Here is a 12,984-nt window from a genome sequence, read left to right on the forward strand (position 1 = left end):
CCCCCGGCGTCACGGGCTCCCGCCGCGCCCACCCTCCCCCAAGCTCTCGGCTTCGCTCGGGGGCCGCAGCTCAGCGGGAACGCGCCCGCACCCGCGTACGGCGAGAAGGGGACGTGTCGGGGGGGGTCCGCCCGCAGCGGTTGGCGCGTCGACGGACAGCGAGTCGGTTCGCAACCCCATCGCGCCGTTCCGAGGACGGACACCCCCCGGCGCGGCCCCGACCCACACCCGGCCATGGGCGAAACCGCCCACCGGCCGGCCACCTTCCGGCCGGGCTCAGCCCTTCGTCAACCCCGTCACCAGTTCGTCCGCCGCCCGGTAGGGGTCCAGTTCGCCCGCCACGATCCGCTCCGCCAGCGCGCCCAGGCGCCGGTCGCCGTGCAGGTCGCCGATCCGCTCCCGCAGGGCCGTCACCGCGATCGTCTCGACCTCGCGCGCGGCCCGGGACGTCCGCCGCTCCGCGAGGACTCCCCGCTCCTCCATCCAGGCCCGGTGCTTCTCCAGCGCCTCGACGACCTCGTCCACGCCCTCGCCCCGCGCGGCGACCGTCTTCACGATCGGGGGACGCCAGTCCCCCGGCCCCCGCGCCTCGCCCAGACCCAGCATGTGGTTCAGCTCGCGGGCCGTCGCGTCGGCCCCGTCCCGGTCGGCCTTGTTGACGACGTACACGTCCCCGATCTCCAGGATCCCGGCCTTGGCCGCCTGGATCCCGTCCCCCATCCCCGGCGCCAGCAGCACCACGGACGTGTCGGCCTGCGAGGCGATCTCCACCTCCGACTGCCCGACCCCCACCGTCTCGACGAGGATCACGTCGCAGCCGGCCGCGTCCAGCACCCGGATCGCCTGCGGAGCCGCCCACGCCAGCCCGCCCAGATGCCCCCGCGTCGCCATCGAGCGGATGTACACGCCCGGGTCGGACGCGTGCTCCGACATCCGCACCCGGTCCCCGAGCAGCGCACCGCCGGAGAACGGGGACGACGGGTCGACGGCGAGCACGCCGACCCGCTTGCCCTGCTTGCGGTAGGCGCTGACCAGCGCCGAGGTCGACGTCGACTTGCCGACCCCGGGCGACCCGGTCAGCCCCACCACGTACGCCCCACCGGTCAGCGGCGCCAGCGCCGCCATGACCTCACGCAGCTGCGGGGACGCCCCCTCCACCAGCGAGATCAGCCGGGCGACGGCCCGCGGCCGTCCCTCCCTGGCCTGGGCCACCAGCGTGGAGACGTCCTGCATCACAGCTCCGTTCTTGAGAAGTGGGTTCAGAAAGCCGCCGTCAGGCCTTCGGCACCCGGACGATCAGCGCGTCACCCTGACCACCGCCACCGCACAGCGCGGCCGCGCCGACGCCACCGCCCCGCCGCTTCAGCTCCAGCGCCAGATGCAGCACGAGACGCGCACCGGACATCCCGATCGGGTGACCCAGGGCAATGGCACCACCGTTGACATTCACCTTTTCGGTGGACACGCCGAGGTCCTTCATGGACTGCACGGCCACCGCCGCGAACGCCTCGTTGATCTCGATGAGGTCGAGGTCCTCGACGCCCAGCCCCTCCTTCTTCAGCGCGTGCTGGATCGCGTTGGACGGCTGCGACTGCAGCGAGTTGTCCGGCCCGGCCACGTTCCCGTGGGCCCCGATCTCGGCGATCCACTCCAGGCCGAGCTCCTGCGCCTTGGCCTTGCTCATCACGACCACGGCGGCGGCGCCGTCGGAGATCTGCGAGGCGGAACCGGCCGTGATCGTGCCGTCCTTGGAGAACGCGGGGCGCAGCTTGCCGAGCGACTCCGCGGTCGTGTCGCCGCGAATGCCCTCGTCCTTGCTGAACAGCACCGGGTCGCCCTTGCGCTGCGGGATCTCCACCGGCGTGATCTCGGCCTCGAACAGGCCGTTCTTCTGCGCGGCGGCGGCCCGCTGGTGCGACAGCGCGGCGATCTCGTCCTGCTCGGCCCGGCCGATGCCCAGGCGCGTGTTGTGCTTCTCCGTCGACTCGCCCATGGCGACGCCGTCGAAGGAGTCGGTCAGACCGTCGTAGGCCATGGCGTCGAGCATCTGCACCGCGCCGTACTTGAAGCCCTCGCGGGACTTGGGCAGCAGGTGCGGGGCGTTGGTCATGGACTCCTGGCCGCCGGCCACGATCACGTCGAACTCGCCCGCGCGGATGAGCTGGTCGGCGAGCGCGATGGCGTCGAGGCCGGAGAGGCAGACCTTGTTGATGGTGAGCGCCGGCACGTTCATCGGGATGCCGGCCTTGACTGCGGCCTGGCGCGCCGGGATCTGCCCGGCCCCGGCCTGGAGCACCTGGCCCATGATCACGTACTGCACCTGGTCGCCGCCGATCCCCGCACGGTCGAGGGCGGCCTTGATCGCGAAGCCGCCGAGGTCGGCTCCGGAGAAGGACTTGAGCGAACCGAGCAGCCGTCCCATGGGCGTACGCGCGCCCGCGACGATCACCGAGCTGTTCGCTTCAGAGGTTCCAGAAGTCATGAGCTGCGATCCCCTTACCGGCTGCACAGCCGAGGAGTGAACGAGGGTTTACTTCGAATGTACTGAGTGGCACTCCGTGCCGTCATCGGGCTGTCGGTGTGATCGCGCGCACGTTGCGTAACCACCTCGGGGGCGCTGCACTGAAACCATGCTGACGCGAATCGACCACATCGGAATCGCCTGTTTCGACCTCGACAAGACCGTCGAGTTCTACCGTGCCACCTACGGCTTCGAGGTGTTCCACTCCGAGGTCAACGAGGAGCAGGGCGTGCGCGAGGCCATGCTCAAGATCAACGAGACGTCCGACGGCGGCGCCTCCTACCTGCAGCTTCTGGAGCCGACCCGGGAGGACTCCACCGTCGCGAAGTGGCTGGCGAAGAACGGGGAGGGCGTCCACCACATCGCTTTCGGTACGGCGGATGTGGACGCCGAGTCCGCGGACATCCGCGACAAGGGCGTACGCGTGCTGTACGAAGAGCCGCGACGCGGTTCCATGGGGTCACGGATCACCTTCCTGCACCCCAAGGACTGTCATGGCGTACTGACAGAACTGGTCACTTCGGCGCCCGTTGAGTCACCTGAGCACTGACCCTCGTACATAGGGGCCGGTAGGGTTGGGTGCGGTCGCCGCTCAACCAGGGTGACCGCGGTCCCGCCGTGCGACGGCAGGACCACCGGGGTCCGGGTTTCGGGGGACGAGCGACGGGGCGGCAGCCTCTGCTCCGCCGATGATCTGACACCATTCCCCGGGGGCCCCGTTCGGCGGATGGACGGAGCTCGTTCGGAAAGAGTTGCGACCAGGGGACGGATGGGACCGCGCAGTGCGGGGCTACGAGAGCCAGGAGCGAGAGCCGGCGGCTGACGTCGACCACCTCTCTCGGTTCGAAGCCGAGATGAAGCGGCTGAAGACCGAACGGGAAAAGGCGATCCAGCACGCCGAGGACCTCGGCTACCAGGTCGAGGTGCTGCGCGCCAAGCTGCACGAGGCGCGGCGCACCATCATGTCCCGGCCCTCCTTCGAGGGGGGCGACATCGGCTGGCAGGCCGAGCAGTTGCTGCGCAACGCGCAGATGCAGGCCGACCAGATCCGCGCGGACGCCGACCGGGAGCTGAGCGAGGCCCGGGCCCAGACCCAGCGGATCCTCCAGGAGCACGCCGAGCAGGCGGCCCGCCTCCAGGCGGAGCTGCACCAGGAGGCGGTGACCCGCCGCCAGCAGCTGGACCAGGAGCTGGCCGAGCGCCGCCAGACGGTCGAGTCGCACGTCAACGAGAACGTGGCGTGGGCGGAGCAGCTGCGCGCCCGTACCGAGCAGCAGGCCCGCCGGCTGCTGGAGGAGTCCCGCGCCGAGGCCGAGCAGGCCCTGGCCTCCGCGCGCGCGGAGGCCGAGCGGCTGGCGACCGAGGCCCGGCAGCGGCTGACGAGCGCGGCCGAGGAGGCCCGGGCCGAGGCCGAGCAGATCCTGCGGCGTGCCCGCACGGACGCCGAGCGGCTCCTCAACGCCGCCTCCACGCAGGCCCAGGAGGCCACCGACCACGCCGAGCAGCTGCGCACCTCCACCGTCTCGGAGTCCGAGTCGGCGCGCCGCCGGGCCCAGGAGCTCAGCAAGGCCGCCGAGCAGCGGATGGCCGAGGCCGAGGAGGCGCTGCGCAAGGCGCAGGCCGAGTCGGAGAAGCTGGTCGCGGAGGCCAAGGAGGCCGCCGCCAAGGCCCTGGCGAGCGCCGAGTCCGCCAACGAGACGCGCACGCGCACGGCCAAGGAGCAGGTCGCCCGGCTGGTCGAGGAGGCCACCAAGGAGGCCGAGAACACCAAGTCCGAGGCGGAGCAGATCGTCGCGGACGCCCGGGCCGAGGCCGAGAAGATCGTCGCGGAGGCCTCCGAGAAGGCCCGCACGCTCACGGCCGAGGAGACCGCCACCCAGCTGTCCAAGGCGGCCCGGACGGCCGAGGAGGTCCTCAACAAGGCCTCGGAGGACGCCAAGAAGACCACCAAGGCCGCCGCCGAGGAGGCCGAGCGGATCCGCAAGGAGGCCGAGGCCGAGGCGGACCGGCTGCGCGCCGAGGCGCACGACATCGCCGAGCAGCTCAAGGGCGCGGCCAAGGACGACACCAAGGAGTACCGCGCCAAGACGGTCGAGCTGCAGGAGGAGGCCCGCCGGCTGCGCGGCGAGGCCGAACAGCTGCGGGCGGACGCCGTCGAGGAGGGCGAGAAGATCCGCGCCGAGGCCCGCAAGGAGGCCGTGGCGCAGATCGAGGAGGCGGCGCGGTCCGCCGAGGAGCTGCTCGCCAAGGCCAAGGCGGACGCGGACGAGCTGCGCACGACGGCCCAGACGGACAGCGAGAAGGTCCGCACGGAGGCCATCGAGCGGGCGACGACCCTGCGCCGGCAGGCGGAGGAGACCCTCCAGCGCACCCGGCAGGAGGCCGAGCGGCACCGCCAGGAGGTCGTCGAGCAGGCCGAGGCCCTCAAGGCGGACGCCGAGCGCGCCGCGCGCGAGCTGCACGAGGAGACCGAGCGGGCCATGGAGGCCCGGCGCGCGGAGGCCGCCGAGGAGCTGACGCGGCTCCAGCGGGAGGCCGAGGAGCGGCTGACGGCGGCCGAGCAGGCGCTGTCGGACGCCCGGGAGGAGGCCGCGCGGATCCGCCGCGAGGCCGCCGAGGAGAACGAGCGGCTGCGGGCCGAGGCCGCCGAGCGGATCCGTTCGCTCCAGCAGCAGGCCGAGGCCGAGGCCGAGCGGCTGCGCGACGAGGCCGCCTCGGACGCGTCCGCCGCGCGCGCCGAGGGCGAGGCCGTCGCCGTCCGGCTGCGCACGGAGGCCGCGAGCGAGGCGGAGCGGCTGAAGTCCGAGGCGCAGGAGAGCGCCGACCGGATGCGCGCGGAGGCGCAGGCCGCCGCCGAGCGGCTCGCCGCGGAGGCGTCCGAGACGCTGGCCGCCGCCCAGGAGGAGGCCAACCGGCGCCGCCGCGAGGCCGAGGAACTCCTCGGCAGCGCCCGGCAGGAGGCCGACCAGGAGCGCGAGCGCGCCCGCGAGCAGAGCGAGGAGCTGCTGGCCTCGGCGCGCAAGCGCGTGGAGGAGGCGCAGACCGAGGCCGTCCGGCTGGTCGAGGAGGCGGACCGGCGCGCCACGGAGATGGTGTCGGCGGCCGAGCAGCACGCGCAGCAGGTCCGCGACTCCGTCGCGGGGCTGCACGAGCAGGCGCAGGAGGAGATCACCGGGCTGCGCTCCGCCGCCGAGCACGCGGCGGACCGTACGCGGCGGGAGGCCCAGGAGGAGGCGGACCGGGTCCGCTCCGACGCCTACGCCGAGCGGGAGCGGGCGAGCGAGGACGCGGGCCGGCTGCGCCGCGAGGCCCACGAGGAGTCCGAGGCCGCCAAGGCGCTCGCCGAGCGGACGATGTCCGAGGCGATCGCGGAGGCGGAGCGGATCCGCACGGAGGTCGCCGAGCACGCCCAGCGGGTGCGCACGGAGGCGTCGGACGCGATCGCCGAGGCCGAGCAGAGCGCCTCGCGCACCCGGGCGGACGCCCGCGAGGACGCCAACCGCATCCGGTCGGACGCGGCGGCGCAGGCGGACGCCCTCATCAGCGAGGCGCGCAGCGAGGCGGAGCGGCTCACCACCGAGACGGTCCAGGAGACCGACCGGCTGCGCATGGAGACGGTCACCGAGGCGGAGCGGGTGCGCACCGAGGCCCTCTCCGCGGCCGAGCGCGTGCGTTCCGAGGCGGCGGCGGAGGCCGAGCGGCTGCGGGCCGAGTCGGTCGCCACGGCCGACCAGCTGGTCGGGGAGGCCACCGGCGAGGCGGAGCGGCTGCGGGCCGAGGCCGCCGAGACGGTCGGCTCGGCGCAGCAGCACGCGGAGCGGGTCCGCTCCGAGGCCGAGCGGGTCAAGGCCGACGCGGAGGCGGAGGCGGAGCGGCTCGTCGCCACCGCGCGCGAGGAGGCCGACCGCACCCTGGACGAGGCGCGCAAGGACGCCAACAAGCGGCGTTCCGAGGCGGCCGAGCAGGTCGACAAGCTCATCACCGAGACCACCGCCGAGGCGGACAAGCTGCTCAACGAGGCGCAGCAGCAGGCGCACAAGACCACCGCGGAGGCCGAGGCACAGGCCGACACGATGGTGGGCGCGGCCCGCACCGAGGCCGACCGGATCGTCTCCGAGGCGACGGTCGAGGGCAACTCCCTGGTGGAGAAGGCCCGCACGGACGCGGACGAGCTGCTGGTCGGCGCGCGCCGGGACGCCACGCAGATAAGGGAGCGCGCCGAGGAGCTGCGCGACCGCATCACCTCGGAGATCGAGGAGCTGCACGAGCGGGCCCGCCGGGAGTCGGCCGAGGCCATGAAGACGGCGGGCGACCGCTGCGACGCGCTGGTCAAGGCGGCCGAGGAGCAGCTCGCGAAGGCGCAGGCGAAGGCCAAGGAGATCGTCTCGGAGGCCAACTCCGAGGCGGGCAAGGTCCGCATCGCCGCGGTGAAGAAGGCGGAGGGCCTGCTCAAGGAGGCCGAGCAGAAGAAGAACACGCTCGTCCGGGAGGCCGAGGAGCTGAAGGCCGAGGCGATCCGCGAGGCCAAGCGCACGGTCGAGGAGGGCAAGCGCGAGCTGGAGGTGCTGGTCCGGCGCCGCGAGGACATCAACGCCGAGATCTCCCGTGTCCAGGACGTGCTGGAGGCGTTGGAGTCCTTCGAGGCCCCGGCCGCGGCCAAGGACAACGGGGTCAAGGCCGGCGCGACGGTCGGCGCACCCCGTTCGGGTGGCAAGAGCTCGGAAAGCTAGCGAAGCGGGGCGAATCCGGTGTGTGCTGAGGGGCTTTGACCAAGACTTTGGCAAGCAGTCCGACGGTTAGCCACTCAAAAGGGGTGTCATTTTCCAGATCAAACGCGCATCCGCTCGATGACACACCGTTTCGGCCCCTAGGATTCCACCTATCACCTCACCGGTCTCATTCGACAGGAACCCCATGAGCGACACTTCCCCCTACGGCTTCGAGCTTGTGCGGCGTGGGTACGACCGCGCTCAGGTGGACGAACGTATCTCCAAGCTCGTCTCCGACCGTGACAGCGCTCTCGCCCGCATCACCGCTCTGGAAAAGCGCATCGAAGAGCTCCACCTCGAGACGCAGAACGCCCAGGCCCAGATCACCGACGCCGAGCCGTCGTACGCGGGTCTCGGCGCGCGCGTGGAGAAGATCCTCCGCCTCGCCGAGGAAGAGGCGAAGGACCTGCGCGAGGAGGCCCGGCGCGCGGCGGAGCAGCACCGCGAGCTCGCCGAGTCGGCGGCGCAGCAGGTGCGCAACGACGCCGAGTCGTACTCCGCGGAGCGCAAGGCGAAGGCCGAGGACGAGGGCCTGCGGATCGTCGAGAAGGCCAAGAGTGACGCCGCTCAGCTGCGTGCCGAGGCGCAGAAGGACGCGCAGTCCAAGCGCGAGGAGGCGGACGCCCTCTTCGAGGAGACCCGCGCCAAGGCCGCTCAGGCCGCCGCCGACTTCGAGACGAACCTCGCCAAGCGCCGCGAGCAGTCCGAGCGCGACCTGGCCTCCCGTCAGGCCAAGGCCGAGAAGCGCCTGGCCGAGATCGAGCACCGCGCCGAGCAGCTGCGCCTGGAGGCCGAGAAGCTGCGCACGGACGCCGAGCGCCGCGCCCGCCAGACGGTGGAGACGGCCCAGCGCCAGGCCGAGGACATCGTGGCCGACGCCAACGCCAAGGCCGACCGCATCCGTTCGGAATCCGAGCGCGAGCTGGCCGCCCTCACCAACCGCCGCGACAGCATCAACGCCCAGCTGACGAACGTCCGCGAGATGCTCGCGACGCTCACGGGCGCCGCGGTGGCCGCCGCCGGCACGCCGGCCGAGGACGAGCCGATCTCCCGCGGGGTCCCGGCCCAGCAGTCCCGGTAACAGCCCGGCATACGGAGTCTGAACCTCCGCAAAGCCCTCTGCCGCTCGGGTGGCAGAGGGCTTTGTCCCGTTCTAGCGTGGCGGGCATGATTGAGCTGGAGGGGCTGACCAAGCGGTACGGCGAGAAGGTGGCGGTCAACAACCTGTCCTTCACCGTCAGACCGGGCATCGTCACCGGCTTCCTCGGGCCGAACGGCGCGGGCAAGTCCACCACCATGCGGATGATCCTGGGTCTCGACCACCCGACCGCCGGCGACGTCCGGATCGACGGCAAGCACTACCACCAGCTCAAGGACCCGCTGACGTACATCGGCGCCCTGCTGGAGGCCAAGGCCTGGCACGGCGGGCGCAGCGCCTACAACCACCTGCTGTGCCTCGCGCAGAGCAACGGCATCCCGCGCCGCCGGGTGGGCGAGGTGCTGGAGACGGTCGGGCTGACGGCGGTCGCGAAGAAGAAGACCAAGGGCTTCTCGATGGGCATGGGGCAGCGGCTCGGCATCGCGGCCGCGCTGCTGGGCGACCCGCGGATCCTGATGTTCGACGAGCCGGTCAACGGCCTGGACCCCGAGGGCATCCACTGGATCCGCACCCTGATGAAGTCGCTGGCCGCGCAGGGCCGGACCGTCTTCGTCTCCTCCCATCTGATGAGCGAGATGGCCCTGACGGCCGAGCACCTGGTCGTCATCGGGCAGGGGCGGCTGCTGGCGGACACCTCCATGGCCGATTTCATCGCGCGCAACTCGCGCTCGTACGTCAGGGTGCGCAGCCCGCACCGGGAGCGGCTGCTGGATGTGCTGCACCAGGCGGGCGTCGTCGCCGTCGAGAGCGGCGAGGGCGTACTGGAGGTGGACGGCGGCAAGGCCGAGCACGTCGGCGAACTGGCCGCGCAGCACGGGCTCACGCTGCACGAGCTGAGCCCGCAACAGGCCTCGCTGGAAGAGGCGTTCATGCGGCTGACGGCGGAGTCGGTGGAGTACCACGCCCACAGCGGGACGAGCGCCGCACCGCCACCACCACAGCAGCAGCAGTGGGGCGACGGCTGGAAGAGGGGCTGAGCATGGCGGTGCCCCAGGTCGTACGGTCGGAGTGGACCAAGATCCGGTCGGTGGCGTCCACGGTGTGGACCCTGTCGCTGGTGGTGGTCGTGACGGTCGCGCTCGGCATGCTGATCTCGGCCCTGTCGAAGAACGAGTTCGACTCGATGAACGCGCAGGACCGGGCGGAGTTCGACCCGACGTTCATCAGCTTCGCGGGGATGAGTCTCGGGCAGCTCGCCATGATCGTGTTCGGGGTGCTGGTCGTGTCGAACGAGTACAGCACCGGCATGATCCGCACCTCGCTGGCCGCCGTGCCGCAGCGGGGCTCCTTCCTGTTCAGCAAGATCGCCGTCGCCACCGCGCTCGCCCTGCTGGTCGGGCTCGTCACCAGCTTCGCCGCCTTCTTCCTGGGGCAGGCGATGCTGGGAGACCACCGGGCGGAGATCGGCGACCCGGGCGTGCTGCGGGCGGTGCTCGGCGGCGGGCTCTACATGACGCTGATCGCGATGTTCTCCATGGGCGTCGCCGCCATGCTGCGCTCGCCGATGCTCTCGCTGGGCATCCTGATGCCGTTCTTCTTCCTGATCTCCAACATCCTGGGGAACGTCGACGCCACGAAGAAGGTCGGCCGCTTCCTGCCCGACCAGGCCGGCAGCAGGATCATGCAGGTGGTCCCGCCCCTCGACGACGACACACCGTACGGACCGTGGGGCGGCCTGGGGATCATGGGGCTGTGGGTGCTCGCGGCACTGATCGGCGGATACGTGCTGCTGAGGAAGCGCGACGCCTAGCAGGGGGCAGGGCTCGGCCGACGTTTTACCTCCTCTTGGCTGGAACCGTCAGCGCCTCGATATCCTCCTAACCCTTACGGGGGCGTGTGCCCCGCTGTCCTGAACCTTGCGATGGGTGCGGAGCATGATCGAAGCAGTCGGCCTGACGAAGCGCTACGGCGACAAGACCGCTGTGTACAACCTTTCCTTCCAGGTGCGGCCGGGCGCCGTCACGGGCTTCCTCGGGCCGAACGGTTCGGGCAAGTCGACGACGATGCGGATGATCCTCGGGCTCGACAACCCGACGGCCGGGCAGGTGACGATCGGCGGCTACCCCTACCGCAAGCTGCCCAACGCCGCCCGCCAGGTCGGCGCCCTGCTGGACGCCAAGGCCGTGCACGGCGGCCGCTCCGCCCGCAACCACCTGCTCTCCCTGGCCCAGCTGTCGGGCATCCCGGCCCGGCGGGTGGACGAGGTGCTCGGGGTGGTCGGTCTGCAGGACGTGGCCAAGCGGCGGTCCAAGGGCTTCTCGCTCGGCATGGGGCAGCGGCTCGGCATCGCCGCGGCGCTGCTCGGGGACCCGCAGGTGCTGCTGTTCGACGAGCCGGTCAACGGCCTCGACCCCGAGGGCATCCTCTGGGTGCGGAACCTGATGAAGGCGCTCGCCGCGGAGGGCCGGACGGTCTTCGTCTCCTCCCACTTGATGAGCGAGATGGCCCTGACGGCCGACCACCTCATCGTCATCGGGCGCGGGCAGCTGCTCGCCGACATGAGCGTCACCGACTTCATCTCGGCGAACTCCGCGGACTTCGCGCGGGTGCGGACGCCCGACACCGAGCCGCAGCAGCGGGAGAAGCTGTCGTCGGCGCTCACCGAGGCGGGCGGGCACGTGCTGCCCGAGCAGGACGGCGCGCTGCGCGTCACGGGCCTGCCGCTGCCCCGCATCAGCGACATCGCGCACGACGCCGACGTCCGGCTGTGGGAGCTGTCGCCGCACCAGGCCTCGCTGGAGGAGGCGTACATGCGGATGACGCAGGGCGCGGTCGACTACCGCTCGACCATCGACCAGAAGGAAGGCCTGCAGCAGCCGCTGCCGCCCGGCGTACAGCCGCCGATGCCGGTTCCGGGCCAGGGCCAGCCGGGCTGGTACGCCCCGCCGCCGCCCCAGCAGGGCGGGCAGCCCTTCTCGATGCCGCCGCAGGGCGCCCCGGGGCCGTACGGCGCCGCCCAGGGCGCTCCCGGCCCCGGCACCCCCAACCCGTACGCCCAGCCCGTGCCGCAGACGCCCCCGGCCCCGCAGGGCGCCCCGCAGGGCCAGGCGCCCGCACCCCAGCCCCCGCAGCCCTCGCAGCCCCCCGCCACCCCGACCTCCGACCTGACCAAGCCCGAGGACGCCCGATGAGCAGCCCCCAGTCCCAGATGCCGCAGGCCGCGCCCACCTGGCAGGCGGCGCCCGGCACCTCGTTCCCGTCCGGCTACACCTCGCCGATCCCGGTCGTGCGCACGCACCTCGGGAACGCCATCGCCTCCGAGTGGACGAAGATCAAGTCGGTGCGCTCCACGATGTGGACGCTCGGTGTGTTCGTGCTGCTCGTCATCGGCATCGGCACCCTGACCGGCGTGGTGGTGGCCGAGTCCGACCCGGCCCTGGACGGCGAGAGCCCGCTGGGCCTGGGCTTCTTCGGGCTGCTGCTGGGCAGCATGTGCATCATCACGCTGGGCGTGCTGACCACGGCGTCGGAGTACGGCACCGGCATGATCCGCACCACGATGGTCGCCTGCCCGAGCCGCGGCCGGGTGCTGGCGGCGAAGGGCGTGGTGTTCTTCCTGGTGGCGTTCGTGGTGACGCTGGTGTCCGCCTGCCTCGTCGCCTTCCTGCACGTGGCGATGCTGGAGGGCGACGGCGCCAAGTCCCCCACCGGCGGGGAGTGGCTGAAGGGCACGGTCGGCATCGCGGCCTACGTCGCGCTGCTGGGTCTGCTCTCGCTCGCCGTCGGCTCGATCATCCGGCACTCGGCGGGCGCCATCACCATCATGATCGGCGCGGTCCTGGCCCCGCTGGTGATCGCGCTGTTCATGTTCTCGGAGTCGCTGCAGGGCGTCCGTGACGCGCTGTTCGAGTACTCGATCCCGAACCAGCTCAGCGTCTTCTACTCCAACTCCCTCAGCCAGTCCGGCCCCTCGGGCTGGGACCCGCTGTGGATCATGCTGGGCGCCACGGCGGTCGCCTTCGCCGCCGCCTTCGCGCTGCTGGAGAAGCGGGACGTCTGAGCCCGGTCAGAACCTCGGCGCGTTACGGGACCGCTGCACCCCCGGGGTGCGGCGGTCCCGCGCGTTCCAGCAGGCCTTGTGCCAGTGCCGTCTGTCGTCGACGCCCGCGTGCTCGGCCCAGGCCACCACGTGCGGCACCCCGTCGGGGATCATCTGGTCGCACCCGGGACAGCGGTAGGACTTGCCCTGCGCGCTGGCGCCGGCCACGTGCCGCACGCTCCAGTTCTCGCCCTGCCAGTGCTCCGAGGACTGCCAGCCGCCGTAGCGGCCGCGGTCGTCCTCGGAAGTCCGGCCGGACGATCCGGCGCCCTTGGGTCGGTTGCGACGCGGGGACACGGGACACCTCTCGGGGCTATACAGGAAGCGGGCCGTGTCCAGCCTACGCGGCGCCCGGCGGGGTACGCGTACGGCACCAATCGTCACAAGTCCCTCCCGGGCGAGGCGGGCTCTCCCCCGGGCCCGCCCGCCGGTCTCCCCCCGGCCCCTCGCGGAGCGCGGGACGCCCATTCTGCAGACAATCCGCAAATTACCCCGA

General features: G+C 72.1%; 10 protein-coding genes. 7 read left to right on the forward strand and 3 right to left on the reverse strand.

Annotated features, from left to right (window positions below):
• Nucleotides 1-276 precede the first annotated feature (276 nt).
• Nucleotides 277-1,233 (reverse strand): methylmalonyl Co-A mutase-associated GTPase MeaB, encoded by a 957-nt coding sequence (gene meaB / locus CHR28_RS24745; protein WP_094055888.1) that lies wholly within the window; start codon nucleotides 1,231-1,233, stop codon nucleotides 277-279.
• A gap of 40 nt (nucleotides 1,234-1,273) precedes the next feature.
• Complete coding sequence (locus CHR28_RS24750; protein WP_179272551.1) at nucleotides 1,274-2,482, reverse strand: acetyl-CoA C-acetyltransferase; 1,209 nt, start codon at nucleotides 2,480-2,482, stop codon at nucleotides 1,274-1,276.
• A gap of 148 nt (nucleotides 2,483-2,630) precedes the next feature.
• Here CHR28_RS24750 and mce point away from each other — a divergent pair, with 148 nt between their 5' ends.
• The 7 genes from mce (at nucleotide 2,631) to CHR28_RS24785 (ending at nucleotide 12,449) form a co-directional block, all read left to right on the forward strand.
• Nucleotides 2,631-3,071 (forward strand): methylmalonyl-CoA epimerase, encoded by a 441-nt coding sequence (gene mce / locus CHR28_RS24755; protein ID WP_094055890.1) that lies wholly within the window; start codon nucleotides 2,631-2,633, stop codon nucleotides 3,069-3,071.
• A 232-nt stretch (nucleotides 3,072-3,303) separates the two neighbouring features.
• A complete protein-coding gene (gene scy / locus CHR28_RS24760) occupies nucleotides 3,304-7,251 on the forward strand; it encodes a polarized growth protein Scy (protein WP_094055891.1) in 3,948 nt (1,315 codons plus the stop codon).
• Between the two features lie 184 nt (nucleotides 7,252-7,435).
• The gene (locus CHR28_RS24765) at nucleotides 7,436-8,371 is read left to right on the forward strand and encodes a cellulose-binding protein (RefSeq protein ID WP_094055892.1); all 936 of its coding nucleotides are present in this window, start codon (nucleotides 7,436-7,438) and stop codon (nucleotides 8,369-8,371) included.
• An 86-nt stretch (nucleotides 8,372-8,457) separates the two neighbouring features.
• Nucleotides 8,458-9,426 carry an ABC transporter ATP-binding protein gene (locus CHR28_RS24770; protein ID WP_179272552.1) on the forward strand — a complete coding sequence of 323 codons (969 nt, stop codon included), beginning with the start codon at nucleotides 8,458-8,460 and terminating at the stop codon, nucleotides 9,424-9,426.
• 2 nt (nucleotides 9,427-9,428) lie between these two features.
• On the forward strand, nucleotides 9,429-10,199 hold the full coding sequence (locus tag CHR28_RS24775; protein WP_094055894.1) for an ABC transporter permease: 771 nt from the start codon (nucleotides 9,429-9,431) through the stop codon (nucleotides 10,197-10,199).
• Between the two features lie 124 nt (nucleotides 10,200-10,323).
• Nucleotides 10,324-11,580: an ABC transporter ATP-binding protein gene (locus CHR28_RS24780; RefSeq protein ID WP_094055895.1), complete on the forward strand. Its 1,257-nt coding sequence runs from the start codon at nucleotides 10,324-10,326 to the stop codon at nucleotides 11,578-11,580.
• Nucleotides 11,577-12,449, forward strand: a complete 873-nt coding sequence (locus CHR28_RS24785) for an ABC transporter permease subunit (RefSeq protein WP_094055896.1) — start codon at nucleotides 11,577-11,579, stop codon at nucleotides 12,447-12,449. Before CHR28_RS24780 ends, CHR28_RS24785 begins: the two co-directional genes overlap by 4 nt.
• Before the next feature lie 6 nt (nucleotides 12,450-12,455).
• On the opposite strand, the gene CHR28_RS24790 is transcribed toward CHR28_RS24785, so the two are convergent.
• Nucleotides 12,456-12,785, reverse strand: coding sequence for an ATP/GTP-binding protein (locus CHR28_RS24790; RefSeq protein WP_094055897.1), 330 nt, complete (start codon nucleotides 12,783-12,785; stop codon nucleotides 12,456-12,458).
• Nucleotides 12,786-12,984 lie beyond the last annotated feature (199 nt).

This window comes from Streptomyces sp. XY006 (assembly GCF_002237655.1).
Lineage (GTDB): Bacteria > Actinomycetota > Actinomycetes > Streptomycetales > Streptomycetaceae > Streptomyces > Streptomyces levis.

Bases quoted from the DNA above. Each gene is read 5' to 3' on its own strand.
- CHR28_RS24770 (WP_179272552.1), top strand. From the start codon at position 8,458: ATGATTGAGCTGGAGGGGCTGACCAAGCGGTACGGCGAGAAGGTGGCG.
- CHR28_RS24765 (WP_094055892.1), top strand. From the start codon at position 7,436: ATGAGCGACACTTCCCCCTACGGCTTCGAGCTTGTGCGGCGTGGGTAC.
- CHR28_RS24780 (WP_094055895.1), top strand. From the start codon at position 10,324: ATGATCGAAGCAGTCGGCCTGACGAAGCGCTACGGCGACAAGACCGCT.
- mce (WP_094055890.1), top strand. From the start codon at position 2,631: ATGCTGACGCGAATCGACCACATCGGAATCGCCTGTTTCGACCTCGAC.
- CHR28_RS24775 (WP_094055894.1), top strand. From the start codon at position 9,429: ATGGCGGTGCCCCAGGTCGTACGGTCGGAGTGGACCAAGATCCGGTCG.
- CHR28_RS24785 (WP_094055896.1), top strand. From the start codon at position 11,577: ATGAGCAGCCCCCAGTCCCAGATGCCGCAGGCCGCGCCCACCTGGCAG.
- meaB (WP_094055888.1), bottom strand. From the start codon at position 1,233: ATGCAGGACGTCTCCACGCTGGTGGCCCAGGCCAGGGAGGGACGGCCG.
- CHR28_RS24750 (WP_179272551.1), bottom strand. From the start codon at position 2,482: ATGACTTCTGGAACCTCTGAAGCGAACAGCTCGGTGATCGTCGCGGGC.